At 68.8% G+C, this 26,718-nt stretch carries 25 protein-coding genes and 1 pseudogene; 12 read left to right on the top strand and 14 right to left on the bottom strand.

Annotated elements, in window-relative coordinates:
- Positions 1 to 4 precede the first annotated feature (4 nt).
- The 7 genes from M3195_RS12855 to M3195_RS12825 all read right to left on the bottom strand — a co-directional run bounded on the left by M3195_RS12855 (position 5) and on the right by M3195_RS12825 (position 8,900).
- Positions 5 to 940 carry a glucose-6-phosphate dehydrogenase assembly protein OpcA gene (locus tag M3195_RS12855; protein ID WP_251588103.1) on the bottom strand — a complete coding sequence of 312 codons (936 nt, stop codon included), beginning with the start codon at positions 938 to 940 and terminating at the stop codon, positions 5 to 7.
- Positions 937 to 2,487 carry a glucose-6-phosphate dehydrogenase gene (zwf, locus tag M3195_RS12850; RefSeq protein WP_251588102.1) on the bottom strand — a complete coding sequence of 517 codons (1,551 nt, stop codon included), beginning with the start codon at positions 2,485 to 2,487 and terminating at the stop codon, positions 937 to 939. Before zwf ends, M3195_RS12855 begins: the two co-directional genes overlap by 4 nt.
- A 22-nt stretch (positions 2,488 to 2,509) precedes the next feature.
- The gene (locus M3195_RS12845; protein WP_251588100.1) at positions 2,510 to 4,117 is read right to left on the bottom strand and encodes a glucose-6-phosphate isomerase; all 1,608 of its coding nucleotides are present in this window, start codon (positions 4,115 to 4,117) and stop codon (positions 2,510 to 2,512) included.
- On the bottom strand, positions 4,114 to 5,226 hold the full coding sequence (gene tal, locus M3195_RS12840; RefSeq protein WP_251588098.1) for a transaldolase: 1,113 nt from the start codon (positions 5,224 to 5,226) through the stop codon (positions 4,114 to 4,116). Before tal ends, M3195_RS12845 begins: the two co-directional genes overlap by 4 nt.
- A gap of 14 nt (positions 5,227 to 5,240) precedes the next feature.
- Positions 5,241 to 7,340: a transketolase gene (gene tkt / locus M3195_RS12835; RefSeq protein WP_251588096.1), complete on the bottom strand. Its 2,100-nt coding sequence runs from the start codon at positions 7,338 to 7,340 to the stop codon at positions 5,241 to 5,243.
- A 229-nt stretch (positions 7,341 to 7,569) separates the two neighbouring features.
- Complete coding sequence (locus tag M3195_RS12830) at positions 7,570 to 8,046, bottom strand: hypothetical protein (protein ID WP_251588095.1); 477 nt, start codon at positions 8,044 to 8,046, stop codon at positions 7,570 to 7,572.
- 323 nt (positions 8,047 to 8,369) lie between these two features.
- Positions 8,370 to 8,900 carry a hypothetical protein gene (locus M3195_RS12825; RefSeq protein ID WP_251588092.1) on the bottom strand — a complete coding sequence of 177 codons (531 nt, stop codon included), beginning with the start codon at positions 8,898 to 8,900 and terminating at the stop codon, positions 8,370 to 8,372.
- 140 nt (positions 8,901 to 9,040) lie between these two features.
- On the opposite strand from M3195_RS12825, the gene M3195_RS12820 reads away from it, so the two are divergent.
- Positions 9,041 to 9,955, top strand: a complete 915-nt coding sequence (locus M3195_RS12820) for a heme o synthase (protein WP_374209326.1) — start codon at positions 9,041 to 9,043, stop codon at positions 9,953 to 9,955.
- Here the strand turns inward: M3195_RS12820 and M3195_RS12815 are convergent.
- Both M3195_RS12815 and M3195_RS12810 read right to left on the bottom strand, forming a co-directional pair.
- The gene (locus tag M3195_RS12815) at positions 9,901 to 10,362 is read right to left on the bottom strand and encodes a hypothetical protein (RefSeq protein ID WP_251588091.1); all 462 of its coding nucleotides are present in this window, start codon (positions 10,360 to 10,362) and stop codon (positions 9,901 to 9,903) included. The genes M3195_RS12820 and M3195_RS12815 overlap by 55 nt on opposite strands.
- Before the next feature lie 153 nt (positions 10,363 to 10,515).
- Positions 10,516 to 11,658, bottom strand: coding sequence for a COX15/CtaA family protein (locus M3195_RS12810; RefSeq protein ID WP_251588089.1), 1,143 nt, complete (start codon positions 11,656 to 11,658; stop codon positions 10,516 to 10,518).
- A gap of 236 nt (positions 11,659 to 11,894) precedes the next feature.
- On the opposite strand from M3195_RS12810, the gene sufB reads away from it, so the two are divergent.
- Genes sufB through M3195_RS12775 form a run of 7 tightly spaced genes read left to right on the top strand, consistent with a single transcriptional unit; the run spans position 11,895 to position 18,501 of the window.
- Positions 11,895 to 13,313 (top strand): Fe-S cluster assembly protein SufB, encoded by a 1,419-nt coding sequence (gene sufB / locus M3195_RS12805; RefSeq protein WP_096715514.1) that lies wholly within the window; start codon positions 11,895 to 11,897, stop codon positions 13,311 to 13,313.
- Between the two features lies 1 nt (position 13,314).
- A complete protein-coding gene (sufD, locus tag M3195_RS12800) occupies positions 13,315 to 14,520 on the top strand; it encodes a Fe-S cluster assembly protein SufD (protein WP_251588088.1) in 1,206 nt (401 codons plus the stop codon).
- Entirely contained in the window at positions 14,517 to 14,843 is a 327-nt protein-coding gene (locus tag M3195_RS12795) for a non-heme iron oxygenase ferredoxin subunit (RefSeq protein ID WP_251588087.1), read from the top strand. The genes sufD and M3195_RS12795 overlap by 4 nt, the downstream gene beginning before the upstream one ends.
- Positions 14,844 to 15,614: a Fe-S cluster assembly ATPase SufC gene (sufC, locus tag M3195_RS12790; RefSeq protein WP_096715511.1), complete on the top strand. Its 771-nt coding sequence runs from the start codon at positions 14,844 to 14,846 to the stop codon at positions 15,612 to 15,614. It abuts the gene before it with no gap.
- Between the two features lie 9 nt (positions 15,615 to 15,623).
- Entirely contained in the window at positions 15,624 to 15,956 is a 333-nt protein-coding gene (locus tag M3195_RS12785) for a metal-sulfur cluster assembly factor (RefSeq protein WP_096715510.1), read from the top strand.
- 2 nt (positions 15,957 to 15,958) lie between these two features.
- Positions 15,959 to 17,113 (top strand): MalY/PatB family protein, encoded by a 1,155-nt coding sequence (locus tag M3195_RS12780; RefSeq protein ID WP_251588086.1) that lies wholly within the window; start codon positions 15,959 to 15,961, stop codon positions 17,111 to 17,113.
- Positions 17,110 to 18,501, top strand: coding sequence for an MFS transporter (locus M3195_RS12775; protein ID WP_251588081.1), 1,392 nt, complete (start codon positions 17,110 to 17,112; stop codon positions 18,499 to 18,501). Before M3195_RS12780 ends, M3195_RS12775 begins: the two co-directional genes overlap by 4 nt.
- Before the next feature lies 1 nt (position 18,502).
- Here M3195_RS12775 and M3195_RS12770 read toward each other — a convergent pair whose 3' ends face one another.
- Entirely contained in the window at positions 18,503 to 19,072 is a 570-nt protein-coding gene (locus M3195_RS12770) for a TetR family transcriptional regulator (RefSeq protein WP_251588080.1), read from the bottom strand.
- 52 nt (positions 19,073 to 19,124) lie between these two features.
- On the opposite strand from M3195_RS12770, the gene M3195_RS12765 reads away from it, so the two are divergent.
- The 3 genes and pseudogenes from M3195_RS12765 to M3195_RS12755 all read left to right on the top strand — a co-directional run bounded on the left by M3195_RS12765 (position 19,125) and on the right by M3195_RS12755 (position 21,011).
- Positions 19,125 to 19,709, top strand: a complete 585-nt coding sequence (locus tag M3195_RS12765; protein WP_251588079.1) for a biotin transporter BioY — start codon at positions 19,125 to 19,127, stop codon at positions 19,707 to 19,709.
- Positions 19,710 to 19,716: 7 nt separating this feature from the next.
- A pseudogene (locus M3195_RS17190) lies at positions 19,717 to 20,421 on the top strand (energy-coupling factor ABC transporter ATP-binding protein).
- The gene (locus tag M3195_RS12755; RefSeq protein WP_251588076.1) at positions 20,418 to 21,011 is read left to right on the top strand and encodes an energy-coupling factor transporter transmembrane component T family protein; all 594 of its coding nucleotides are present in this window, start codon (positions 20,418 to 20,420) and stop codon (positions 21,009 to 21,011) included. Before M3195_RS17190 ends, M3195_RS12755 begins: the two are co-directional and overlap by 4 nt.
- Here the strand turns inward: M3195_RS12755 and M3195_RS12750 are convergent.
- The 4 genes from M3195_RS12750 to M3195_RS12735 form a co-directional block, all read right to left on the bottom strand.
- Positions 20,958 to 22,274, bottom strand: a complete 1,317-nt coding sequence (locus M3195_RS12750) for an acyltransferase family protein (RefSeq protein WP_251588075.1) — start codon at positions 22,272 to 22,274, stop codon at positions 20,958 to 20,960. The two genes, M3195_RS12755 and M3195_RS12750, sit on opposite strands and share 54 nt — an antisense overlap.
- A 97-nt stretch (positions 22,275 to 22,371) precedes the next feature.
- Positions 22,372 to 23,043, bottom strand: a complete 672-nt coding sequence (locus tag M3195_RS12745) for a response regulator (RefSeq protein WP_251588074.1) — start codon at positions 23,041 to 23,043, stop codon at positions 22,372 to 22,374.
- Complete coding sequence (locus M3195_RS12740; RefSeq protein WP_251588072.1) at positions 23,040 to 24,293, bottom strand: sensor histidine kinase; 1,254 nt, start codon at positions 24,291 to 24,293, stop codon at positions 23,040 to 23,042. Before M3195_RS12740 ends, M3195_RS12745 begins: the two co-directional genes overlap by 4 nt.
- 5 nt (positions 24,294 to 24,298) lie before the next feature.
- Positions 24,299 to 24,919, bottom strand: coding sequence for a DedA family protein (locus tag M3195_RS12735; RefSeq protein ID WP_251588070.1), 621 nt, complete (start codon positions 24,917 to 24,919; stop codon positions 24,299 to 24,301).
- A 165-nt stretch (positions 24,920 to 25,084) separates the two neighbouring features.
- On the opposite strand from M3195_RS12735, the gene M3195_RS12730 reads away from it, so the two are divergent.
- Positions 25,085 to 26,683 (top strand): ABC-F family ATP-binding cassette domain-containing protein, encoded by a 1,599-nt coding sequence (locus tag M3195_RS12730; RefSeq protein ID WP_251588068.1) that lies wholly within the window; start codon positions 25,085 to 25,087, stop codon positions 26,681 to 26,683.
- Positions 26,684 to 26,718: the final 35 nt, after the last annotated feature.

Below are 26,718 nucleotides of genomic sequence, written 5' to 3'. Positions count from 1 at the left end.
GACATCATGCTCCTGTCTCGGGCGGACCCAGCTTCTCCCAGCCCTCGGTGATGACTCGACCGTACAGGAGGTCGGGGTCGAGGCGACGCAGTTCCTCGGCGAGGCACTCACGCAGCGTGCGGCGCGGGAGGTGCAGGTCGTGATCCGGCTGACCGGGCTGCGTGAGCACGGCGTCGCCGGGGTTCGGACGCTCGAGCAGGATGTCGCCCGATGCGCGGGTGAGACGCACCGACTTGATGCCCTCCTGCCACGCGTCGGGGCTCTCGTACGACCACTTCACCGGCACGTCGAGAGCCATCTGCAGCCACGCGGCCAGCAGGGCGGTCGAGGGAGAGGCCGAGGCCCCGCGGACCTCCACGCCCGTCACCTCTTCGAACGGCGGCTGGTCGAGCACGGCGGCGAGCTGCTCGCGCCAGTGCGTGAGACGCGTCCAGGCGAGGTCGGTGTCGCCGGGTTCGTGCGTCTTGCTCAGCAGTGCGAGGCGGTCGCGCACGTCGGGGGAGGTCGCGGCATCCGTGATCCGGCGTGCAGCGATCTTGCCGAGGGGAGACGTCGCGGGCGAAGTCGGTGCCTCCTCGGGCCACCAGGCCACTACGGGCGCGTCGGGCAGCAGCAGACCGGTGACGAGGCTCTCCTGGTTGCTGGCTGCGGCGCCGTAGGCGCGCAGCACCACGACCTCGCTGGCTCCCGCGTCACCGCCGACGCGGATCTGCGCGTCGAGGTGCGCCTCGCCCTCGCCGGTGGTGAGCACGATCACCCGCATGGGGTGCTCGCGGGAGGCGTCGTTCGCCGCGTCGATCGCGGCCTCGGCGATGCCGTTGCGGGCCGAGATCACCAGCGTCAGCACACGACCCAGGGCGACGGCGCCGCCCTCCTCGCGCACCTTGACGAGCTGCTTGGCGACCTGGCTGACGGTCGTGTCGGGAAGGTCGATGATCACGGTCGTCTCCAGACTCGTCCGTCGCGGGCAAGAAGATCGTCGGCCGACTTCGGGCCCCACGATCCGGGTGCGTACTGATCCACGGGCCCGCCGGTGGCGGCCCAGTACTTCTCCACGGGGTCGAGGATCTTCCAGGAGAGCTCGACCTCTTCGTGGCGGGGGAACAGGGGCGGATCGCCGAGCAGCACGTCGAGGATGAGACGCTCGTAGGCCTCGGGACTCGCCTCGGTGAACGCGTGGCCGTAGCCGAAGTCCATCGTGACGTCGCGGACGTTGGTGCCGTTGCCCGGAACCTTCGACCCGAAGCGGATCGTCACTCCCTCGTCCGGCTGCACGCGGATCACGAGCGCGTTCTGGCCGAGCTCCGAGGCGTTGGAGCGGCCGAACAGGTGCTCGGGAGCACGCTTGAACACGACGGCCACCTCGGTCACTCGGCGTCCGAGACGCTTGCCGGTCCGCAGGTAGAACGGCACACCCGCCCACCGGCGCGTGTCGATCTCGAGCTTGATCGCGGCATAGGTCTCGGTGGCCGACTTCGGGTCCATGCCCTCCTCATCGAGGAAGCCGGTGACCTGCTCGCCGCCCTGCCATCCTCCCGCATACTGACCGCGCGCCGTGGCGAGGGAGAGATCGTCGGGCACGTGGACCGCTGCGAGCACCTTCTCCTTCTCGGCACGGAGGTGCTCGGCCGACAGGCTGATCGGCTCTTCCATCGCGGTGAGCGCGAGCAGCTGCAGGAGGTGGTTCTGGATGACGTCACGCGCCGCACCGACACCGTCGTAGTAGCCGGCCCGGCCTCCCACTCCGATGTCCTCGGCCATCGTGATCTGCACATGGTCGACGTAGTTACGGTTCCAGATCGGCTCGTACAGCTCGTTGGCGAAGCGCAGCGCCAGGATGTTCTGCACCGTCTCCTTGCCGAGATAGTGGTCGATCCGGAAGATCGAGTCGGGCGCGAACGCCACCTCGAGAGCCTCGTTCAGCTCGCGAGCGGACTCCAGGTCGTGCCCGAACGGCTTCTCGATCACCACGCGGCGCCAGTGCTCGGCGTCGTCGGCGTCGGCTCCGACCAGGCCCGAGTCCTTGAGCTGCTTCGCGACGAGCGGAAAGTCCTTCGGCGGGATCGACAGGTAGTAGGCGTGGTTGCCCATCGTGCCACGCTCGACGTCGAGCTTCTCGACCGTCTCGCGCAATTTGCGGAACGACTCGGGGTTGTCGAACTCACCCGACACGAAGCGGATGCCCTGCAGCAGCTGCGTCCACGTCTCCTCGCGGAACGGCGTGCGCGCGTGCTGCTTGACGGCGTCGTAGACGACCTGGGCGAAGTCCTGGTCCTCCCAGTCGCGTCGCGCGAACCCGACGAGAGCGAAGCCGGGGGGCAGCAGACCGCGGTTGGCCAGGTCGTACACGGCCGGCATGAGCTTCTTGCGGGACAGGTCGCCCGTGACGCCGAAGATCACGAGAGCGCTGGGCCCGGCGATCCGGTTGAGGCGGCGGTCGTCGGGGTCGCGCAGCGGATTGTGTGCGCGCGAGATGGGAACGGACATCGGTGGGAGATTCTCCAGGCTGTTACTTCTGAGCTGCTTCGAAGAGGGTGAGCACGTCGGCCGACGAATCGGTGATCGTCAGCGTGACGACCGGACGACCGTGCTCGGCGAGGACACCGGCGTCGCCGGCGGCCTGCGCCTCGATGAGCTGACCGAACGTGAACGGTCGACCGGGGATCTCGAGGTCGACGTCGGTGCGCTCCAGGATCTGCAGGTACACGCCCTGCGCCGGGCCGCCCTTGTGGTATTGGCCGGTGGAATGCAGGAAGCGCGGGCCCCAGCCGAACGTGGTCGGGCGACCGGAGTCGGCGGCCACGAGCTCACGGAGACCCTGCAGCTGAGGCAGGTAGAGGCGGTTCACGTAGGCCTGGATCGCAACGTATCCGTCCTCGGGGAGCCGCGCCCAGAGCGCGTCGAGCACTCCCTCGACGGTGCCGGAGGTCGCGAGTGCCGGGTCTGACACGCGCACCTCGACGCCGTCTTGGACGAACACCGGAGCGGTCGCCTCGGGGCGGGCGTCGAGCAGACCGCGGGCGGCCACCTTCGCGGACTCGACGTCGGGCTGGTCGAACGGGTTGATTCCGAGCAGGTGACCGGCGATCGCCGTCGCGTACTCCCACACGATGAACTGCGCGCCCAGCGTGCCGCTCACCAGGATCTCGCCCTGATGGCGCTCACGCAGGTGGAACTCGGCGGCGTCGTCGACGAGCCGCGCGATCTGCAGGTCGACGGGCTGCGTCTCGAGCTCGGGCGAGACCGGCAGCAGCACGACGGGAAGGATGCCGGTGGCGTCCTTGCCGGTCGATTCGGCGATCAACTGCTCGATCCAGTCCGGCAGACCGTTGATGTGGGTGCCGTCGGTGATGAGGCCGAGCTTGTCGCGGCGGGGCGACGTCGCGGCGATCGCGGCGCCGAGGCGTAGCGCGGGGTTCTCGGCGGAGTCCACCGCGACCTCGAGCAGCGACGCCTCGGCCTCGTTCAGCAGTTCGTCGATGTCGACACCGGCGAGACCGGAGGGCACGAGTCCGAACGCGGTGAGCGCCGAGTAGCGTCCGCCGACGTTCGGGTCGGCGTTGAACACGCGGTAGCCCGCCTCGCGCGCCGAGGAGTCGAGCGGCGAGCCCGGGTCGGTGACGACGACGATGCGGTCGGTGGGATCGATGCCGAGGTCGCGGTACGCCGCTTCGAAAGTGCGACGCTGCGAGTCGGTCTCGACGGTCGACCCGGACTTCGAGGAGACGACGAGGGCCGTCTGCTCCAGGCCGTCGTCTAGGGCGGCGAGCACCTGGCCCGGCGCCGTCGAGTCGAGGATGGTCAGCGGAACGCCGGCGGTCTGCGCGATGACCTCGGGGGCCAGCGACGATCCGCCCATTCCGGCGAGGACCACGCGGGTCACGCCCTTCCCCTGCAGCTCGTCGCGCAGCGCGACGATCTCGGCGACCAGGGGCCGCGAGATCGACACCGCCTCCACCCACCCGAGGCGCACCGAGGCCTCCGCCTCGGCAGCAGGACCCCAGAGGGTGGCGTCGCCGCTCGTGATGCGAGAGGCGACGAGATCGCGGACGAGAGCCGGGACGGTCTCGTCGATCGCGACACGCGCCGCTCCCGACGCGTGGATCGCGAATGTCATCGCTGGGCCTCCAGCGCCTCGGTCACCTGACCGAGGAGGTCGTGCCACGAGTCGATGAACTTGGCGACGCCCTCGTCCTCGAGCACCTGGGTGACGTCGACGAGGTCGATGCCGACGGCGGCGAGCCGGTCGAAGACCTCGTGGGCCTCGGCGTACCCGCTCGTGATGGTGTCGCCCGTGATGACGCCGTGGTCGAACGTAGCGTCGAGGGTCTTCTCGGGCATCGTGTTCACGACGCCGTTCGCGACCAGCTCGGTCACGTAGAGGGTGTCGGGCAGGCTCGGGTCCTTGACGCCGGTCGACGCCCACAGCGGACGCTGGAGGTTGGCCCCCGCGGCAAGGAGGTCCTGCGCGCGCTTCTCGGCGAAGGACTTCTCGAACAGCTCGTATGCGAGACGGGCGTTCGCGAGTCCGGCCTTGCCCTTGAGTGCGGCGGCCTCGTCGGAGCCGATGGCGTCGAGACGCTTGTCGGTCTCGGTGTCGACGCGCGACACGAAGAACGACGCGACCGAGTGGATGGTCGACAGGTCGGTGCCGGCATCCTTCGCCTTCTCGAGGCCGGTGAGGTATGCGTCGATGACCTCGGCGTAGCGCTCGAGGCTGAAGATCAGCGTGACGTTGACACTGATCCCGGCCGCGATGGCCTCTGTGATGGCGGGAAGTCCGGCCTTCGTGGCGGGGATCTTGACGAGCAGGTTCGGGCGGTCGATCTTCGACCACAGCTGCTTCGCGGAGGCGACCGTGCCCTCGGTGTCGTGCGCGAGGTCGGGGGAGACCTCGATCGAGACGCGGCCGTCGACGTGGCCGGACTTCTCCCACACGGGGCGGAACACATCGAGCGCGTCGGCGACGTCCTGCGTGGTTGCCGCGAAGACGGCATCCTCGGCGGTGGTGCCCGACGCAGCCAGCTCGGTGAGCTGCGCGTCGTACGAGGTGTCGTTCTTGTTGGTGATCGCGTTGGCGAAGATGGTCGGGTTCGTGGTGACGCCCACGACGTTCTTCGTGTCGATCAGCTCCTGCAGGTTTCCCGACGAGATGCGCGTGCGGGAGAGGTCGTCGAGCCAGATGCTGACGCCGGCTGCCGCGAGGTCTGCGGTGGGGGTGCTCATGAAATGCTCCTCAATCAGTTGGCGCTGTCGGCCAGGGTCTCGCGGGCGGCGGCGACGACCGCCTCGGTGGTGATCCCGAACTTCTCGAACAGGGTCTTGTAGTCGGCGGAGGCGCCGAAGTGGTCGATGCCGACCGAGCGACCGCGGTCGCCGACGATGCCGCGCCAGCTCAGCACGGAGCCGGCCTCGACCGACACGCGCGCGGTCACGCTCTTCGGGAGGACCGACTCGCGGTACGCCTCGTCCTGCTCGTCGAACCACTCGAGCGACGGAGCGGAGACGACACGGACGTTCACGCCCTCCTTCGCCAGCTCGGCGCGAGCGTTGATCGCCAGCTGCACCTCGGAGCCCGTTGCCACGATGATGACGTCGGGCGTGCCGTTCGGCGCCTCCGCGAGCACGTAGGCGCCCTTCGAGACGCTGTCGGCGGAGGCGAGCACATCGCCGGATGCCGCGCCCTCGCCGCGCTCGAACACCGGGATGTTCTGACGGGTGAGCGCGATACCGGCCGGGCCCTCATGGCGGCGGAGGATCTCGAGCCACGCGGCGGCGGTCTCGTTAGCGTCGGCGGGGCGCACGAGCGTGAAGTTCGGGATGGCCCGCAGCGTGGCGAGCTGCTCGACCGGCTGGTGCGTGGGGCCGTCCTCGCCGAGGGCGACGGAGTCGTGCGTCCAGACGAAGATGCTGGGCACGTTCATCAGAGCGGCGAGACGCACCGGCGGGCGCATGTAGTCGCTGAAGATGAGGAAGGTGCCGCCGAAGGCGCGCGTCGGGCCGTGCAGCACGATGCCGTTGACGATGGCGCCCATGGCGTGCTCGCGGATGCCGAAGTGCAGCACGCGGCCGTAGGGGCTGCCCGACCACTCGTGCGTCGACCACTCGGCCGGGATGAAGGACTTCGCGTCCTTGATCGTGGTGAGGTTCGACTCGGCGAGGTCGGCGGATCCGCCCCAGAGCTCGGGGAGCTCGGCGGCGAGGGCGTTGATGACCTGACCGGATGCCGCGCGGGTGGACACGTCCTTGCCGCTCTCGAACACGGGGAGGGCCGACGTGATGTCGGAGGGGAGCTCCTTCGCCTCGAGGCGGTCGAGCAGCGCCTTGTGCTCGGGGTTCGCGGCGGCCCAGGCGTCGAACGCCTTCTGCCACTCGGCACGCTCCTCGGCGGCGCGAGCGGCGAGACCACGGGTGTGCTCGATCACGTCGTCGGCGACGACGAAGTTCTGCTCGGGGTCGAAACCGAGGACCTTCTTCGTGGCGGCGAGCTCGTCGGCGCCGAGCGCCGAGCCGTGGATCTTGCCGCTGTTCTGCTTGCCGGGCGACGGCCAGCCGATGATGGTCTTCAGGATGATCAGCGACGGCTTGTCGGTCTCACCCTTGGCCGCCTCGATGGCGGCGTAGAGCTCGGCGACGTCCTCGACGTACTCGCCGGTCTTCTTCCAGTCGACGGTCTGCACGTGCCAGCCGTAGGCCTCGTAGCGCTTCGCGACGTCTTCGGTGAACGCGACGTTGGTGTCGTCCTCGATCGAGATCTGGTTGGAGTCGTAGATCGCGATGAGGTTACCGAGCTGCTGATGTCCGGCGAGCGAGCCGGCCTCGCTGGTGACGCCCTCCTGCAGGTCGCCGTCACCGGCGATCACGTACACAAAGTGGTCGAAGGGGCTGGTGCCCGCAGCGGCCTCGGGGTCGAACAGGCCGCGCTCGTAGCGAGACGCATACGCGAAGCCGACGGCCGACGCGAGACCCTGGCCGAGCGGGCCCGTGGTGATCTCGACGCCCTTCGTGTGGCCGTACTCCGGGTGGCCCGGCGTGAGCGAGCCCCACGTGCGGAGTGCCTCGAGGTCGCTGAGCTCCAGACCGAAACCGCCGAGGTACAGCTGCACGTACTGCGTCAGCGAGGAGTGACCCGCGGAGAGGATGAAGCGGTCGCGGCCGAGCCAGTGCGTATCGGCCGGGTCGTGGCGCAGAACCCGCTGGTACAGGAGATAGGCGGCGGGAGCGAGGCTCATCGCGGTGCCGGGGTGGCCGTTGCCGACCTTCTCCACTGCATCCGCAGCCAGCACACGGGCGGTGTCCACCGCGCGCCGATCGATTTCATCCCACTGCAATTCCGACACGGTGAAGCCCTTCTGCAACAGTTCGATAGCGCCTGGATCGCAGCATCGCGGTCCGCTTCGTCACGGAGATGGTGGATGTGCGCCGGGCGCGCGAGTCCCCCCAGCATAGCGCCGCGGGTCTACTCGCTTACCCCCTTTACAACGCTGCATGACGGGGGTAATTCCCGCGCGGGCGGGTGCCCTGCGTCGCTGCCGGGACTGGGGTTCTCGAGGCTTGGAACGCGGTGTCTCAGCAGCCGGGCGCGTCGCGTCTCTCGGCGCAGGTATGGGCGACGAGAGCGGTGCGCGCCTCGAGAACGCGGATGCGCTGCGCGGGACCGTCGGTGCGGACCTCTCCGGGAACGGGCATCCATCCGGCGCCGAGATCGACCTCTGCCGAGTAGCGAACGTCGACGTCGGCGAAGTACACGCCGCGTCGGGCGTAGACATGGCTGGTCGGTGTCGGCGTGAACTGCGCCTGGCCGAGATCGGCCCAGGTGCGACCCGGCGTGGAGAGGGTGGCGGACGACCCGTCGCCGTACGTGTAGTCGTACGCGATCGGCGTGAAGCGCGCCGTGATCGGGGCGCCGAACAGCGTTCCTGCAGTGGTCTGGACGGATGCCGAGGCGACGAAGTTCGTCGGAAGCCCCGCGATGCCGACACCGCCGGGCTCGGTGGCCGCCAGCGTCGGCGCGGGCGCGAACTGCTGCAGGTCCGTGATCGTCACGGCGGGGCGACCTGGCGTAGGTGGGATGCCGGGTTGAGGACGCAGCAGATCGGCGCAGCGGGTGGTGCCGCCGGCGTCGAGGCATTCCGCGAGTTCCTTGGATCGCTGGCTCGGCTCGCGAGGCGTCGCGGGGCCGTTGTCTGCGTGGGGACGCGAAGAGGGCGGCCCGCCCGGGTTCTGCCGTGTGCCGGAGATCGTGAGAGTGGAGCCGTCGGTGGCGCTTGCGGGGCAAGAGCCGATTACCTGCAGCACACTGATATTGCACCCTCTATCGGTCGGCACGGAAAACGATGAGAATGCGAGGGCTAGGAAAACCAGAGCAGTTAGCACGCGAGCTCCTCGGTCGCGGAAGAGGACGCAATCCTCAGGTCTTTCGACGAACCGGTGAATCGGATCTCGAGTTCAGCTCGTGGCGGTCGTTCGACGGGAGTGCGATCAGCTCCGGTAGTGTCTGTCACCCTGGTGGACGCCAGATCGACGCAGACACGCGCGACGAGATCAACGTCGGGCGTCATGCGTTTGATCTGACCGCTGTCGAAGGATCTCAAGGACGCTGTCCCGAGCACCGTTAATCCAGCTTCCCTCAATGCGCGCTGACCCTCGATATCGTCTTCGAGCGCTTGTCCGATCAAGAACTGCTGCGGATCAGCTGTCGGGTCGCCGGCGGCCCTCGCTTCGACTTCGATGAGATACGCCCGGTACACCTCCTCCGCCGCGGCAAACGCCTCCTCCTCGCTCGCGAAGGCCGGAGTGGGCGTCGGGCTCGGATCGGGCGAGGGGCTGCATCCGGCCAGAAGCAGGCTCAACACGACGACCGGACCGGCGAGGAGGGACGAGCGGTGAAGGAGGAGCATCAGGTCACGGTAGACGGAACTCCACCCGGCTCGCCGACGTTATCCACAGGGGCGGGCGGCCCCGCAGCGCGAACGGGGCCGGCATCCGCGTGCCTTAGACTGGAAAAGCTGTCGTGACGCGTGTGGAGGAGGCGATCGAGATCTCGACGATGTCTGATCAGACCGTTGTGAAGAAGTCCATCGGTCGCACGGTGAAGGCCTACGTCGCCCTCACCAAGCCGCGCGTCCTCGAACTTCTGCTGGTGTCGACCGTCCCCGTGATGTTCCTCGCCCAGGGTGGACTCCCGAACATGTGGCTCGTCATCGCGACCGTGATAGGCGGCTCGATGAGCGCCGGATCGGCCGCCGCGTTCAACATGTACCTCGACCGCGACATCGACGCGCACATGCACCGCACCGAGAACCGTCCGCTCGTGACGGGAGAGATCACTCCACGAGGCGCGCTGATCTTCTCGTGGACGCTCGCCGTCCTCTCGACGGTCTGGCTCTGGTTCACGACGAACTGGCTCGCGGCGACGCTGTCGGCATCCGCCATCTTCTTCTACGTCGTGATCTACACCATGATCCTCAAGCGCCGCACCGAGCAGAACATCATCTGGGGCGGTATCGCCGGTTGCTTCCCCGTGCTCATCGGCTGGGCCGCGGTCACAGGTTCGCTCGACTGGCCGGCCTTCATCCTCTTCGCCCTCATCTTTCTCTGGACGCCGCCGCACTACTGGCCGCTGTCGATGAAGTACAAGGACGACTACGACGACGTCGACGTGCCCATGCTCGGCGTGACGCGCAACGCCTCACAGGTCGGCCTCCAGGTCATCCTCTACGCCTGGGCGACCGTCGCCTGCTCGCTGCTGCTCATCCCGATCGCGAGCATGGGCCTCGTCTACACCGTCTCCGCCCTCGTGTTCGGCGGATGGTTCATCTACGAGTCGCACCGCCTGTACAACCAGGCCGTGCGGGGGAACGAGGCGCGGCCCATGCGGGTGTTCCACGCCTCGATCACCTACTTGACGCTGATCTTCGTCGCCGTCGCGGTCGACCCGCTGCTGCCGTTCTGACGCTCGTCGGCATCCGTCGTCTCGACGACAGCACCTTCCGCAACCCCTGAGTCCTCCGCCACCGTCTCATCGACCGGCGCGGCCAGCGCTTCGGCCGTCGCCGGCTCCTGCGCGGTCCAGTCGATCGCCTCCACAGCGACCGGGGCAGCCGACGGAAGCACCGACTGCACGGCGGTGAGTGCGACCGCGATGAAGATGCCGATGACGCCCGCGCCCAGGAGCACCGCTCCCACGACGACGAGCGACTGTCCCACGTACACGTCGACACCTGTCGCGGTGTTGGCGAGCAGCGTCGTGGTCATCGAGCTGATCTGACCGGCGACGAGCCAGCCGCCTACTCCCGCTGCGACGAGCGAGAGGATGAGGAGGAGCCAGAAGCCGATGCTGCGTGTGAGTGACTTGTTCATGTCAGCCACGGTGCCGGACGACGTGATGAGACCCTGATGCGAGCGCTATGCATCACCTGTGCCGGGCTGACCCGGATCCCCGCGTCCCGATCAGCGGACAGGGGCCCGATCGACGGACGGGTCGGCGTCTTCGATCCGCAGAACGGGACCGGATCAGCTGATCTGGGCCTCGACGGCGACCGGCTTCTTCAGGTGCAGCACGACCACCGTGTACGTCGCGGCCGACAGCGAAGCCAGAACCATGTGGATCCCGACGAGCAGCGGCGGGAGCCCCTCGCGCGCCTGCCACACTCCGACGCCGACCTGCACCGCGATCGCGATCACGAGCACGAGGAGCCACTTGCGCGGTTCGAGCTTCAGCACCCAGGCCGACACCGTCAGGGCGAGCACGAGGGCAGCCAGGATGTACCCCGGCCAGGAGTGCACGTGCGCGAGGACCGTCGCGTCGAAACCGTGACGCAGCACGTCGGCGTCACCCGAGTGCGGGCCGGAGCCCGTCGTCAGCACACCGAACACGATGGTCACCGCGAGGGCGAGGCCGGTCACGTGGCTCAGGGCGGCGAACCAGGTCGGCACCGCCCGCTCGCGCGGACCGGGCACGGCGTAGAGGCGCACCAGGAAAGCAGCCGTGACGCACACGAGCAGCAGTGACGAGGTGTAGTGGAATCCGACGATGAAGGGGTTGAGACCCGTCAGCACGGTGATGCCGCCCACGAGTGCCTGCGCCACGACGCCGATGAGGACGATCCAGGCCAGCGCGAGGAGGTCGCGGCGCTCCGGTGAGCTGCGGGTGAAGCGCACGGCCGCGACGATCACCGCAAGCAGCAGCACCGCCGTGGCGACGGAGAAGACCGGGGTGTCCTGACCGGGGGCGACGAGGTTCGCGACGAGCGTCGCGACGCCGAAGGCGACCGCCGCGGCGACGATTCCACCGGCGGCGAACCACAGCGCCGAGACGACGCGGCGACGACCGCCGAAGCGGTGCAGCACCAGCAGCACGACGACGAGCGCGATGATGCCGACGACCCCCGTCATCAGCCGGTTGCCGAACTCGATCAGTCCGTGGATTCCCTGATCCGCATAGATCGGCACCAGGGATTCCGGCGTGCAGAGCGGCCACTCCGAGCATCCGAGTCCCGAACCGGTGAGCCGCACCGCACCGCCCGTGCCGATGATGATCGTCTGCGCCAGGAACGACAGCCAGGCGAAGATCCGCAGCATCCGTCCCCACACGTCGGTGCGTGCCGCCACTGGAACGGCGGAGCGGGGGGAGAAGGCGATGGTGGTGTCGGGCATGGGGTCTCTCCGAACCGCGGGGCGGACACGGCGAGCGGCCCTGTCGTCAGGCGGAACCTGTAGAATCGGATTGTTGCGATGAGCGCTGACCGCGCTGAAGCATCGACAACAGTTTAGGCGCGATGGAAGCGCCGGTGATGAGGGCCCACCAACGGCACCCGCTCCCGCAGACTCGACGGGGATCAGGTGTGTCGGGGCGGATTACACCGTTTTGGGACCTGTGAGGAGAGTGTGTGATGTCGGATGTGCTGATCGACCGCCCGGAGCTCGAAGGCCTGGGGGTGTACGAATTCGGATGGCACGATGAGGACGCCGCAGGAGCGGTCGCGCAACGCGGCATCTCCGAAGAGGTGGTCCGCGGGATCTCCAGCCTCAAGAGCGAACCCGAATGGATGCTGAAGACCCGTCTCAAGGGATACCAGCTGTTCGGACGCAAGCCGATGCCGACCTGGGGCGCCGACCTCAGCGACATCGACTTCGACAACATCAAGTACTTCGTCCGCTCCACCGAGAAGCAGGCGCAGTCGTGGGAGGACCTCCCCGAGGAGATCCGCGAGACCTACGAGCGTCTCGGCATCCCGGAGGCCGAGCGCCAGCGCCTCGTCGCCGGTGTCGCCGCCCAGTACGAGTCCGAGGTCGTCTACCACCAGATCCGCGAGGACCTGGAGCAGCAGGGCGTCATCTTCATGGACACCGACACGGCCCTCCGTGAGCACCCCGAGTTCTTCGAGGAGTACTTCGGCACCGTGATCCCCGCCGGCGACAACAAGTTCGCCGCGCTGAACACGGCCGTCTGGTCGGGCGGATCGTTCGTCTACGTCCCGAAGGGCGTGCACGTGGAGATCCCGCTGCAGGCGTACTTCCGCATCAACACCGAGAACATGGGCCAGTTCGAGCGGACCCTGATCATCGCCGACGAGGGAAGCTACGTCCACTACATCGAGGGCTGCACGGCTCCGATCTACAAGTCGGACTCACTGCACTCGGCCGTCGTCGAGATCATCGTGAAGAAGAACGCCCGCGTGCGCTACACGACGATCCAGAACTGGTCGAACAACGTCTACAACCTCGTCACCAAGCGCGCCGTCGCCCACGAGGGCGCGACCATGGAGTGGGTCGACGGCAACATCGGCTCCAAGGTCACGATGAAGTACCCGTCGATCTACCTGATGGGCGAGCACGCGAAGGGCGAGACGCTCTCGGTCGCCTTCGCCGGACCAGGCCAGCATCAGGACGCCGGCGCGAAGATGATCCACATGGCGCCGTACACGCAGTCGTCGATCGTCTCGAAGTCGATCGCCCGCGGCGGCGGTCGTGCCGGCTACCGCGGCGAGGTCCGCGTCGACGCGAACGCCCACCACTCGGCGAACACGGTGCGCTGCGACGCGCTGCTCGTCGACACCAAGTCGCGGTCCGACACCTACCCGGCCATCGACATCCGCGTCGACGACGTGCAGCTCGGTCACGAGGCCACGGTCTCGAAGGTCAGCGAGGAGCAGCTCTTCTACCTGCAGTCCCGCGGCATGCCCGAGGACGAGGCGATGGCGATGATCGTGCGCGGCTTCATCGAGCCGATCGCGCGCGAGCTGCCCATGGAGTACGCGATGGAACTGAACAAGCTCATCGAGATGGGCATGGAAGGATCGGTCGGCTGAGATGACGACCCCTACGACGACGCCCACCGCGTCGCGCTCCTCCAGCGCGCACGTGGACCCCGCCGCCCAGGTGGCCGATGCCGGTTTCGTGCCGGTTCAGACGCGCTCCGAGCGACCGCATTCGTTCGAGCCGGCCGACTTCGGCACCCCCTCGGGACGAGAGATCAACTGGAAGCACACTCCCGTCGCACAGCTCGCGCCGCTGTTCACGGTCGCCGGCTCGACCGACGGTGTCATCCACTCGTTCGGCGCGGGGGAGCAGTACCTCGCCGCTCCGCTCACCGCCGATGCGGCGCCGCGCGGTGAGGTCTTCCTCGCGGAGGACGTCACGTCGGCCGTCGCCTGGCAGGGCGCGACCGAAGCACTGCACGTCCGCATCCCGCGCGAGGAGGAGGTCGCCGAGCCGATCTTCCTCACCATCGAGGGCCAGGGCGCTGACCGGCGTGCCGACGCGCACATCGTGATCGAGGCGCTCGAGCACAGCGCAGCGACAGTCGTGCTGCAGCACACTGGCTCGGCCCAGTACGCGCAGAACGTCGAGATCATCGTGCGCGACGGCGCGAAGCTCAGCGTCATCAGCCTGCAGCAGTGGCAGGACGACGCGGTGCACGCGTCGGCCCACCAGGCCCGCGTCGGGGCGGACGCCACGCTCAAGCACTTCGTCATCAGCTTCGGCGGCGGCGTCGTCCGAGTGAACCCCAGCGTCGAGCTCGCAGGCGCCGGCTCCGAGGGATACCTCTACGGACTCTCCTACGCGGATGCCGGGCAGCACCTCGAGAGCCAGGTCTACCTGCACCACAAGGGCCCGCACACGAAGGGCGACGTGCTCTACAAGGGCGCCCTGCAGGGCGAGAGCGCCCACTCGGTGTGGATCGGCGACGTGCTGATCGGCCCGGATGCCACGGGCACCGACTCGTACGAGGCGAACCGCAACCTGGTGCTCACCGAGGGCGCGCGCGCCGACTCGATCCCGAACCTCGAGATCGAGACCGGCGACATCGTCGGCGCAGGCCACGCCAGCGCGACCGGTCGCTTCGACGACGAGCAGCTGTTCTACCTGCAGGCCCGCGGCATCACCGAGGAAGAGGCGCGCCGTCTCGTCGTGCTCGGCTTCCTCAGTGACATCGTGCAGCGCCTCGGCATCCCCTCCCTCGAGGAGGAGCTGCTTGCCGCCATCGAGACCGAGCTCGCCGAGGTGAACGCATGACCGCCCAGCGCGTCTGCGGCGTCGACGAGCTCGAACTCGACACCCCTCTGCGTGTCGAGCCGAACGGCGTCCCGATCACCGTGATCAAGGACTCCGAGGGCGTGATCCACGCGATCGGCGACACGTGCACCCACGGCGACATCTCGCTGTCCGAGGGCTTCGTCGAGGGTGACACGGTCGAATGCTGGGCCCACGGCTCCGCGTTCTCCCTGATCACCGGCAAGCCCCAGAACCTCCCCGCTTATGAGCCCGTCCCGGTCTACGTCGTCGAGATCGACGGCGACGACGTGCTCATCGACCCGACTGTGACGAAGGAAGTCTGAATGTCTGTTCTCGAAATCCGCGACCTGCACGTGACGGTCGAGACCGAGGCGGGGACCACCCCGATCCTCAACGGAATCACCCTGACGATGAACACGGGCGAGACGCACGCCATCATGGGCCCCAACGGCTCGGGCAAGTCCACCCTCGCGTACACGATCGCCGGTCACCCGAAGTACACCGTGACCTCCGGCTCGATCACGTTCGACGGCCAGGACGTCCTCGAGATGAGCGTCGACGAGCGTGCGCGCGCCGGCCTGTTCCTCGCGATGCAGTACCCCGTCGAGATCCCCGGCGTCACCGTCACGAACTTCCTCCGCACCGCGAAGACGGCTCTCGACGGCGAAGCGCCCTCGATCCGCCAGTGGACGAAGGACGTCAAGGCGTCGATGGCGAACCTGCGCATGGACCCGAAGTTCGCGCAGCGCAACGTCAACGAGGGATTCTCGGGCGGCGAGAAGAAGCGCCACGAGATCCTGCAGCTCGAGGTGCTGAAGCCGAAATTCGCCGTGCTCGACGAGACGGACTCGGGTCTTGACGTCGACGCACTGAAGATCGTCTCCGAGGGCGTGAACCGCGCCAAGGAGGCCACCGGCCTCGGCGTGCTGCTCATCACGCACTACACCCGCATCCTCCGCTACATCCGCCCCGACTACGTGCACGTCGTCGTCGCGGGCAAGATCGTCGAGGAGGGCGGCCCCGAGCTCGCCGACCGTCTCGAGGACGAGGGATACGACCGTTTCCTCGACCCCGCGGCTCCTCTCGAGGCGTAGGCTGATCGCATGACAGCCGCCACCCTCACCGACGAGAAGTACGACGAAGTCACCGAGGCTCTCAAGGACGTCATGGACCCGGAGCTCGGGATCAACGTCGTCGACCTCGGCCTCATCTACGACCTCGCGTGGGATGACGAGAACGACGCTCTCGTCATCCACATGACGCTCACCAGCGCCGGCTGCCCGCTCACCGACGTGCTCGAGGACCAGACCGCTCAGGCCCTGGACAACGTGGTCGAGCGCTTCCGCATCAACTGGGTGTGGATGCCGCCGTGGGGCCCGGAACGGATCACCGACGACGGCCGCGACATGATGCGCGCCCTCGGCTTCGCGATCTGAGGATGCTCGAGGTCACCGCGCTTCCGCTCGCGGAGCTGCGACAGCGCACGAGCGAGAAGTGGCGCGAGTACCCCGAGGACGTGCTGCCGCTGTTCGTCGCCGAGACGGACTTCCCGCTCGCTCCGGCGATCTCGGAGACTCTGCACCATGCCGTTGAGATCGGTGACACCGGCTACATCGCGTCCCGCACGCCGCTACCGGCGACGTATGCGGCGTTCGCTGAGCGCCGGTTCGGCTGGGCTCCCGATCCTGCTCGCATGCGCAGCACGGCGGATGTCAGCATGGGTATCGTGGAGATCCTCCGCCGAGTGACGCAGCCGGGGGAGCGCGTCGTCGTGACGCCTCCGGTGTACCCGCCCTTCTACGAGCTCGTCGCGGAGGCCGGCGCCGAGGTCGTGCGCGTGCCGCTGCGCGACACCGGCACGGCGTGGGAGCTCGATCTCGACGGCATCCGCTCTGCCTTCGAGGACGGCGCGACGGCGATCCTGCTCTGCAACCCGCACAACCCGACCGGGACCGCACACGATCGTGCGTCGCTCCGAGCCCTCGCCGAGCTGGCTGACGAGTTCGGCGCCTCCGTCGTCTCCGACGAGATCCACGCGCCGTTGGCGCAGCCGGGCACCGGGTTCACACCGTTCCTCGACACCGGGGAGGCTGCTGAGCGGGTCGGGTATGCCGTGGTCAGCGCCAGCAAGGCGTTCAACCTCGCCGGGCTCAAGTGCGCGCTCATGGTGACGGCATCCGACGCGACGAGCGCCGTCGTGCGCGGACTCCCGATCGAGGTGGAGTGGCGCACGGGACAGCTCGGTCTGCTCGCCGCGACCGCGGCGTTCTCCGAGGAGAGCGACCCGTGGTTGGACGGCCTGCTGCGCACCCTGGACGAGAACCGCGTGCTGCTGGAAGACCTGCTCGCGGCTCGTCTCCCGCAAGCGCGGTATCGCATACCGGATGCGGGCTACCTCGCGTGGATCGACCTCTCCGGACTCGGGTGGGGCGACAATCCGTCTCGTCGCATCCTGCGCGAGGCGAAGGTCGCCCTTCACTTCGGTCCCGCGTTCGGCGCGGAGGGCGCGGGATACGTGCGACTCAACTTCGGCACGAGTCCCGAGATCATCACCGAGGCCATCGAGCGCATCGCCGCGCTCGTCGGTCGATGAGCGACTTCGCCGCCGTCGTCTCCATCTGGGACCGCGAGCGGATCTGGGTCACCGCCGGCTCGGTCGCCCTCATCTTCCTCGCGGCCATCGAGGCGCTGGCCGTCACCACGGTCATGCCCATCGTGAGCGACGCCCTCGACGGGCAGGCGCTGTACGCGGTCGCGTTCGCGGGCACACTCGCGACCAGCGTGATCGGAATGGTCGCCGCGGGAGCCTGGTCGGACGCGCGCGGGCCGCGCGGAGCGCTGTATGTCGCGGTCACGCTGTTCATCGTCGGGCTTCTGCTCTCGGGGCTCGCCACGACCATGCACCAGTTCCTCGTCGGCCGTCTCGTGCAGGGGCTCGGCACCGGCGGACAGACCGTGGCCCTGTACGTGGTCGTGGCCCGGCTCTATCCGCCGCACCTGCACGGGCGGATCTTCGCCGCATTCGCGGCGGCGTGGGTGGTGCCTTCGATGATCGGACCGTTCCTCGCTGGAGCGGTCGCCGAGTATCTCGACTGGCGCTGGGCGTTCCTCGGGGTGGCCGTTCTCACGGCCGTCGCGTTCGTGATGATCGCCGTGCGTCTCCGCGGACTCGACCTCGGGCGGGGTGAGCCGCAGGACCGGCGTGCCCTCGTCGTGCGGATGGCGCTGGCGGTCGTGGTCGCGGTGTTCGCCGTCGTCGTCGGTTTCAGCGCCGACATGGATGCCGCGATCGGCTGGCCGGTGGCGGTGGGCGCGATCGCCGTGATCGCCGTCGCCGTGCTGCCGCTGCTGCCTCGTCGAACCCTGCGCGCCGGACGCGGTCTACCGAGCGTCGTGCTCATGCGGGGGATCGTCGCCGGCACGTTCTTCGCGGCAGAGGCCTACATTCCCTACCTGCTCATCGAGCGGTACGGCTTCACCGCGACATGGGCGGGGCTCGCGCTCATGTTCGCCGCCTTCGCCTGGGCGGGGGCGTCGCAACTGCAGGGTCGGTACGGCGAACGGCTCGGAAACCTGCGGATCACGCTGCTCAGCCTCGCCCTGCTGTTCGTCGCCATGATCCTGGTCATCCTGGCCGCTCTCGGCGCTGTCTCTCCGGTGCTCGTCGTCATCGGCTGGGGCTTCGCGGGGGGAGGCATGGGGCTGCTCTATCCGCGGCTCACCGTGCTCACGCTCGCCTACTCGGAACCCGGCAATCAAGGCTTCAACTCGTCGGCCCTGTCGATCTCGGATTCCACCGGCGCGGCCATCGTGATCGCCGTGGCCGGCCTGTCGGTCGCCACACTCGGCGGAGGGGTCGACGCCTTCCCGGTGGTCTTCGCGCTGTGCCTCGGGCTCACCGTCGTCGCGCTCATCCCGGGCCTGCGGCTCGGTCACGCCGGGGAATCCGCGGTAGAGTCGGCCACGACCCCGGGCCCCTGATTCAGGACACGGATCGGGAACGCGCGGAGCCGGCGAGGGCTGCGATCCCCAGGTCGAAGACACGGTCGAGACCCGCGGTCGCGTCGTCGCCGGCGGTCGGCGATGCCGCGCCGTAGCTGTCGGCGTGCATGCGCTGCTGGACGAGGGTCGCGTGGCCCAGGATGAAGTGCATCAGCGCGACGGCTCGATCCGGTGGATCGTCGGCATCCGCTCGTCTCAGCGCGTCTTCGAGAGCGGACTGCGCGTGCGATGACCCGAGTCCGAGCGCCGACGAGCTGAGCACGAGTTCGGCCCCGTCGCGATAGGTGAACAGTGCGTCACGGATGCGGCGGGCGAGGGCGAGCACGTCGCCGTCGGCAGCGCGGAGGGAGGCCGTGATCCGGTCGCTGAGCTCGGCGAGCAGCTCCTGCTTGCTCGAGAAGTGCCAGTAGAGCGCGCTGGGCTGCACATCGAGGCGGGCGGCGATCCGTCGCATCGAGAGATCGGCCAGGCCGACCTCGTCGAGCAGCGAGAGAGCGACGTCGGCGACGCTAGCGCGGTCGTGTCGTGACGAGTCGTGCTCCGGAGTCATGACCTCAGTATAGTGAACACCGCTCAGGTGAACACTGTTCAGGAGGAAACCTATGACCCCGCACCGCACCGAGATCGGCCGTGATCTCGCCCGCATCGCCGTCTTCGCCGCGCTTATCGTCGTGCTCGGGACCGTCACGATCCCGATCCCCGGGGGCGTGCCGATCACGGCGCAGACCCTCGGCGTGATGCTTGCGGGCGCCGTGCTCGGCCCCCGCCGAGCTCCGCTTGCGGTCGCGCTCGTCCTCGTCCTCGCCGCGGTGGGCCTCCCGGTCCTCGCCGGCGGTCGCGGCGGACTCGGGGTGTTGGTCGGACCGACGGCCGGATATCTGATCGGCTGGGTGTTCGGCGCCATCGTGATCGGTCTCATCGTCCACGCGGATCGGATCACGTGGTGGCGCACGGCGCTGGGTGTCGTCGCCGGCGGGATCGCCGTCGTCTACGCCTTCGGCATCCCGGTCCAGGCTCTCGTGCTCGGCATGGATCTCGCCCCCACGGCGCTCTCGAGCCTCGCCTTCCTGCCCGGAGACGTGCTCAAAGTGGCTGCCGCCACCGCGCTCGTGGTGGCCCTGCGCCGCGCGTATCCGCCGGCATTCGCAGCGCGGTCGGCGACAACCGCTCCTGCCCGTGCCGTCTGAAGCTGCCATCCCCGCGAACGCGGTCGACGGGGCTGCCGTCGACCGCGTCTCGATCGACGGCGTGTCGGTCGCCCGGGAGGGGCGGACGGTCCTGCGCGACGTGACGCTGGATCTCTCCGCTCGGCGGACAGCCATCATCGGCGCGAACGGCTCAGGGAAGTCGACGTTCGCACGCCTGCTGAACGGACTGGTCGCGCCGACCAGCGGCAGGGTCCTCGTTCACGGACTCGACGTTCAGCGGGACCTCAGAGCCGTGCGCCGCGAGGTCGGATTCGTCTTCACCGATCCGCAGGCGCAGATCCTCATGCCGACTCCCGCGGAGGATCTCCTGCTGTCCCTGCGCGATCTCCCTCGTATCGAGGCGCGAGACCGTATCGCGGCGATCCTCGATGAGCACGGTCTGGCGGGTCATGCCGACGCCCCGGTATCGACGCTCTCCGGAGGCTAACGACAGCTGCTCGCCCTGGCCTCCGTGCTCGCCACGACGCCATCTCTGATCGTGGCGGATGAGCCCACCACGCTGCTCGATCTCCGCAACGCGCGGCGGATCGGCGATCTCCTGCTCGCTCAGGACGCACAGGTGATCATCGTCACGCACGACCTCGACCTCGCGGCGAGATGCGACCACGCGGTGCTGTTCGATGACGGGGGTGTCGCCGCATCCGGCGAGCCCGGCGCGGTCATCGACGACTACCGCCGGAACTGCGCGTGATCCAGCTCTATCGCCCGGGCACCAGCATCCTGCACCGACTGCCGGCCGGACCGAAGCTCACGGGGCTCGCCGTCGTCGCGATCGCCGTGTCGACGTTGGCGCACGACGTGCGGGCGTCGTCGGGTGTGCTCGTCGGTGTGTGCGCTCTGTATGCGCTGGCCCGGATGCCGTGGCGAGTCCTCGCGGCTGAGGTCTGGCGTCTCCGATGGCTGGTGCTCGTGCTGGGCGGATTCCTCTGGGTCTTCGTGTCGCCGATCGCCGCCTGGATGAGCACGACCCGCGTCGTCGCCCTCATCCTCCTCGCGGGCCTGCTCACCCTCACTAACCGGATGGGCGACCTGCTCGCGACTCTGCGCCGCGCCCTCCGGCCGCTCGGGCGCTGGGGCATCGACGTGGACGCGGTCGCGATGACGATCTCCCTCGTGATCACGCTGATCCCCGTCGTCGCGAATTTCGCGAGCGAGCTGCGTGACGCGCAACGGGCACGGAACGTGCGGGTCGGCCTCCGCGGCATCGTCCCGTTGCTGGTGCGCACGCTACGCCACGCGGACGACGTCGGTGACGCCCTCGCGGCGCGCGGGCTCGTCTGAGCGGCGAGCGAGCCGCAGCGCGGCGGCGAAGGCGAGCACGGCGACGGCGGCTGTCAGGACCGAGGTGCCGGTGACCAGCAGCAGCACGACCGCGCCGATGCCGACGACGACGGCCCATCGCAGCCGTCGATGCGACGTCGTCGCGACCGGTGCTGCACGGTTCTCGAATCGCCCGAGCAGCACTGCGACGAACGACGTGGCGACGAGCGCGGTCGCGAGCCACAGCGGACGCTCCGTCCACCAGGTCGGGCTGCCGGGTTCCGAGGGCATGACTCCCGTCGTCAAAGCCACGAGGGCTGTCAACCCCGCCATCGTCAACAGGACGGGCATGTGCCAGAGATAGATCGTCATGGTGCGGCGGTTCACGAACGCCGAGAACGCGGCGGGGGTCCGACGACGGCTGACCCGCGCGATGCGCTCCCGCAGCAGCGCGACAGCGCTGAGGTGCACGACGCCCACGAGGAGCAGCGCGCCGGTCGGCGGATTGATGTTCGCGACGAGATCGGGGGAGTAGACGCCCGAGACGAAGGTCACGATCAGCGCGATGAGCGCGGCACCGCCGGCGGCAGCGACCGTGCCACGGCGCAGACGACCGATCGTGCCGTCGGCGAGAAAGAACCCCAGCTGCTGGAGCGTCAGCCACACGAACGCGAGGTTGAGGAAGCCGATGCCGTCGATCCCGGCCATGGCGCGCGCGACGTCGACGGCAATCGACGCCGTCACGAGCACCGCGAGCGTCGACACCGGCGCCCGGCGGTGCGCTGCGGCCAGAGCGGGCAGCAGAGCCTGGCACAGCAGGAACACGCCGAGGAACCACAGTGGCTGTCCGAACCGGAAGCCGGCGGTGGCGACGATAGCGTCCGGGACGCCGCTCAGGCTCAGTACGGCGAGCAGGCTGCCGACGACCCCGACCGTGAGAGCCGCAGGGCGCAGCAGCCGGTGCACGCGGCCCGCCACGAACGATGCCGCGGTTCCTCCCCCCTCCGCGGCGCGGCGGTAGGCGAGATACCCGGCGAACCCGCCGATGACGAAGAACAGCGGCATCACCTGCAGAGCCCAGCTGACCGGGACGATCCACCATGCACCGTCGCTCGCGTTCGCGAAGACGGGGCCGGAGTCGGTCACGGTGACGCCGACCATGATGCCGTGCAAAAGCACGACGCCGATCACGCAGAGCGCGCGGAGCAGGTCGATTCCCGTGTCCCGTCCGCCCGGTTGCGACGCGGGCGGGGCGGTGAGACGGGGAGCCTCGACGATGGCCATATGTCCTCCTCGGATCAGCTGTCCGAGGAGCGTATGAAGCCGATGAGACCGCCCGCATCACACCGGGGTGTCGTTCCACCCCCTACCGGGGTGGTACTCAGGGGGCCGGTTCGACGAGTCCGGTGTCGTAGGCGAGGATCACCGCGTGCACTCGGTCGCGGAGGCCGAGCTTCGACAGCACTTTGCCGACATGGGTCTTGACGGTCTGCTCGGCGATGAACAGGTCTGACGCGATCTCGGAGTTCGACCGGCCCTTGCCGATGAGCACAAGGACTTCGCGCTCGCGATCCGTGAGCTCCGCGAGGACTGTTGATGCGCGCGGCGTGCGCGGACGGCGCCCCGCGAACTGCTCGATCATGCGACGGGTGACGCTCGGCGCCAGCAGCGCATCGCCCGCGGCGACCACTCGGACCGCGTGCACGAGCTCCTCCGGCAGCGCGTCCTTGAGGAGGAACCCGCTGGCTCCCGCTTCCAGCGCGTCGTACACGTAGTCGTCGATGTCGAAGGTCGTGAGCATGAGGATGCGAGGCACGTGCGCGGCGGGGTAGCTCGGCCCGAGGATGCGGCGGGTCGCCTCGATGCCGTCGACATCCGGCATCCGCACGTCCATGAGGATCACGTCCGGATCGAGCCGGGCAGCCATCGTCACCGCTTCCGCGCCCGTCGCGGCTTGACCTGCGACACGGATCCCCTCGTGTGCATCCAGCAGGGCGGCGAAACCCGCGCGCACCATGGCCTGGTCGTCGGCGATCAGGACGGATACGGTCACGAGGTCTCCTCGGGGTCGGCGGCGGAGGGATGCCGGGGAAAGGCGGCCGAGAAGGGCAGCGACGCCGTGACCTCCCAGCCTCCCTCGGTGGTCGGAGAGGCGATGAAGGTCCCGCCCAGCAGCTCGACACGCTCCCGCATGCCGCGCAGACCGTGACCTGATCCGCGGGACTCCGCGACCTGCCCGGGCGGCGAGTTGCGGACCCGGATGCTGATCGCGGCGGCCTCCGCCTGGACGCGCACCGTCACCGCCGCCCCGTGCGCGTGTCGGACGGCATTGCTCAGCGCCTCCTGGGTGATCCGATACGCCGCGATCTGCACCGCCTGCGGTGCGTCGGCGACGGAGCCCGTGATCTCGAGGCCGACGGTCACGCCGGCGCGGCGTATCGTGTCGACGAGAGCCGGGATGTCGTCGATGCGCTGCTGGGGTGCGAGCTCGACGGTCTGGTCCTCGGTTCGGAGCACTCCCAGCATCCGCCGCATCTCCGTCAGCGACGAGCGCGCGGTGGCCGCGATGCTCTCGAACTCCGCGACCGCCGCTTCGTCGAGCTCGGGCAGACGATAGCGCGCGGTCGACGACTGCACCTGGATCACCGACATGCTGTGGGCGATCACGTCGTGCAGCTCGCGCGCGATGCGCGTGCGCTCCTCGACGAGGGCTCGCCGAGACTCCTCGAGGGCCGAGTGCTCGCGCTCCCTGGTGAGCTCCGCCGCGACGCGCAGCCGGCCGGCGACGAGGGCGGCGATGAGATAGGCGGCGGTGGCGAGGGATGCCGTGACGATGAGGTTCGCGGTGACGTTGGCCGCCACGGAAGAGTTCGCGACCACGTCGGACCGCAGCATCGGGGCGGTGAGCGAGGCGAGCGCGCCGATGACGAGCGGGAACGCGCCGAGTCGGGCGCCGTGGCGGAACGTGACCGCGCCGACGGTGAGCACGAATGCGAGGAGCGTCGGGACCGACCAGGGCCACGGCGCTTCGGTCGCGAGCTCCGCCAGCACGAGCAGCGGCAGGGTGAACGACGCCGCCGTGAACGCGACGATCGCCCACCGCGGCCGGGTGATGGCGAGCAGCGGTGCGCCGCAGACCGCGGCGGCCAGGATGAAGGACAGCGGCAGGGGAATGCCGTAGAGGGCGGCCGCGAGCGGCACGAGCGTCGCATACAGCGTGACCACTGCCGCGCAGAGCAGGGTCAGGACCACCACACGGCGGCTGACACGCGGGCGCTCCGTGCGCTGCCGATCCCGTGCCATGACAGTCATCCTGCCAGGTGCGCGACCGGCACGCGCCGACGACGGGCGGCCGTGACCCGATCGATCACGAGACCGAGGGTCAGGGCGACCACGATCCCGATACCAGCGCTCGCCAACGGCTGGTCCTTCACCCAGCTGCCGGCGATGAGACCGATGACGAGACTGAGCGCGCTCCAGCTCACGCCGGCGATCAGACTCAGCGGCAGGAAGCGCCGCCACGCGAAACCGAGCGCACCGGCCGACATGTTCACGGCCACGCGACCGACCGGGATGTAGCGTGCGCCCAGGATCAGCGAGGCGCTGCGCCGATCGAGCGCCCTCTCGGCGTGGGCGAAGGCGGCGGCCACTCGAGGCCGCCGCATCCACGCCCACCGCGTCGTCCCCATCGAGCGACCGATCGCGAACGCGATGTTGTCGCCGATCGCGGCGCCGATCGCCGCGATGAGGCCGAGCGGCACGAGCATCCACCATTCTCCCGTGGATGCCGCGACGGCGGCGGCCGCGACCAGCACCGTCTCGCTCGGCACCGGTGGGAAGAACCCGTCGATCACGGTGACGCCGAACAGCACGACGTACAGCCAGGGGGAGGCGACGGTCTGCAGGATGAGCTCGTTGATGACGTCCACCCGAGAAGGCTAGGAAGCCGGAAGGGGCGAGGTCATCACTCCGGAGTATCGTCCTCGTCACCCCCGAGAGTGAGATCGGGACGCGGCGAGTGCTCACAGCCCGGCGACCTATACTGGGAGGCTGGCCGCTCGGCCGCTTTCCCCTCTGACGAACGGACATCCGCTGTGCTTGCCGTGCACGACCTCGAGATCCGCGTGGGCGCACGTCTCCTCATGGAGAACGTGTCATTCCGCGTCAGCGACGGCGACAAGATCGGGCTCGTCGGTCGCAACGGGGCGGGCAAGACCACGCTCACGAAGGTACTGGCCGGCGACGTGCTCCCGTCGGGCGGAGACGTGACCCGCTCGGGGGAACTCGGCTACCTGCCGCAGGACCCGCGCTCCGGCGACCCGGAGATGCTCGCGCGCACCCGCATCCTCGACGCCCGCGGGCTCGGCAGTCTCGCGCTCGGTATGGCGGAGGCCACCGTGGCGATGGGATCGGACGACCCCGCCGTGGCCGACAAGGCCATGAAGCGCTACGCGCGGCTGACCGAGCAGTTCGAGGGCCAGGGCGGATACGCCGCCGAGGCCGAGGCTGCATCGATCGCCAACAACCTCTCGCTGCCCGACCGCATCCTCGACCAGCCGCTGAAGACCCTGTCCGGTGGTCAGCGTCGTCGCATCGAGTTGGCCCGCATCCTCTTCTCGGATGCCGAGACCATGATCCTCGACGAACCGACCAACCACCTCGACGCCGACAGCGTCGTCTGGTTGCGCGAGTTCCTCAAGAACTACAAGGGCGGACTGATCGTCATCAGCCACGACGTCGAGCTCGTCGGCGAGACCGTGAACCGTGTGTTCTACCTCGATGCGAACCGTCAGGTCATCGACGCGTACAACATGAACTGGAAGAACTACCTCCGTCAGCGCGCCGCCGACGAGGAGCGCCGCAAGAAGGAGCGCGCCAACGCCGAGAAGAAGGCGACCACTCTGCAACAGCAGGCCGCGCGATTCGGCGCGAAGGCGTCGAAGGCCGCTGCCGCGCATCAGATGATCGCGCGCGCAGAGAAGCTCCTCGCGGGACTCGACGACGTTCGGCAGGAGGACCGCGTCGCGAAGCTGCGCTTCCCGAAGCCGGCACCCTGCGGAAAGACTCCCCTCATGGCGTCCGGGCTGTCGAAGTCCTACGGTTCGCTCGAGATCTTCACCGATGTCGACCTCGCGATCGACCGCGGGTCGAAAGTCGTCGTGCTCGGCCTCAACGGTGCGGGCAAGACCACGCTGCTGCGCATGCTCGCAGGCGTCGACCAGCCCGACACGGGGCAGCTCGAGCCGGGGCATGGACTGAAGGTCGGCTACTACGCGCAGGAGCACGAGAACCTCGACGTGAACCGCTCGGTGCTCGAGAACATGGTGTCGGCCGCGCCGCACATCACCGAGACCGAGGCGCGCAAGGTGCTCGGCTCGTTCCTGTTCACCGGTGACGATGTGCTCAAGCCTGCCGGCGTTCTCTCGGGTGGCGAGAAGACACGACTGTCGCTCGCGACGCTCGTCGTGTCGTCCGCCAACCTGTTGCTGCTCGACGAGCCGACCAACAACCTCGATCCCGCATCGCGCGAGGAGATCCTGGGCGCTCTGGCGCACTACGAAGGTGCGGTGGTGCTCGTCTCGCATGATCCGGGAGCCGTGCAGTCCCTCAATCCCGAGCGCGTTCTGATCCTGCCCGACGGCGTCGAGGACATCTGGAACCAGGAGTATCAGGAGCTCATCGAGCTGGCCTGACCGGCTCGGTCGTCGCGTCGGCGCGTGTCCTAGGC

It is taken from the genome of Microbacterium hydrocarbonoxydans, from assembly GCF_023715885.1.
Classification (GTDB): domain Bacteria; phylum Actinomycetota; class Actinomycetes; order Actinomycetales; family Microbacteriaceae; genus Microbacterium; species Microbacterium hydrocarbonoxydans_C.
This window is presented reverse-complemented; position numbering and strand designations above follow the sequence as displayed.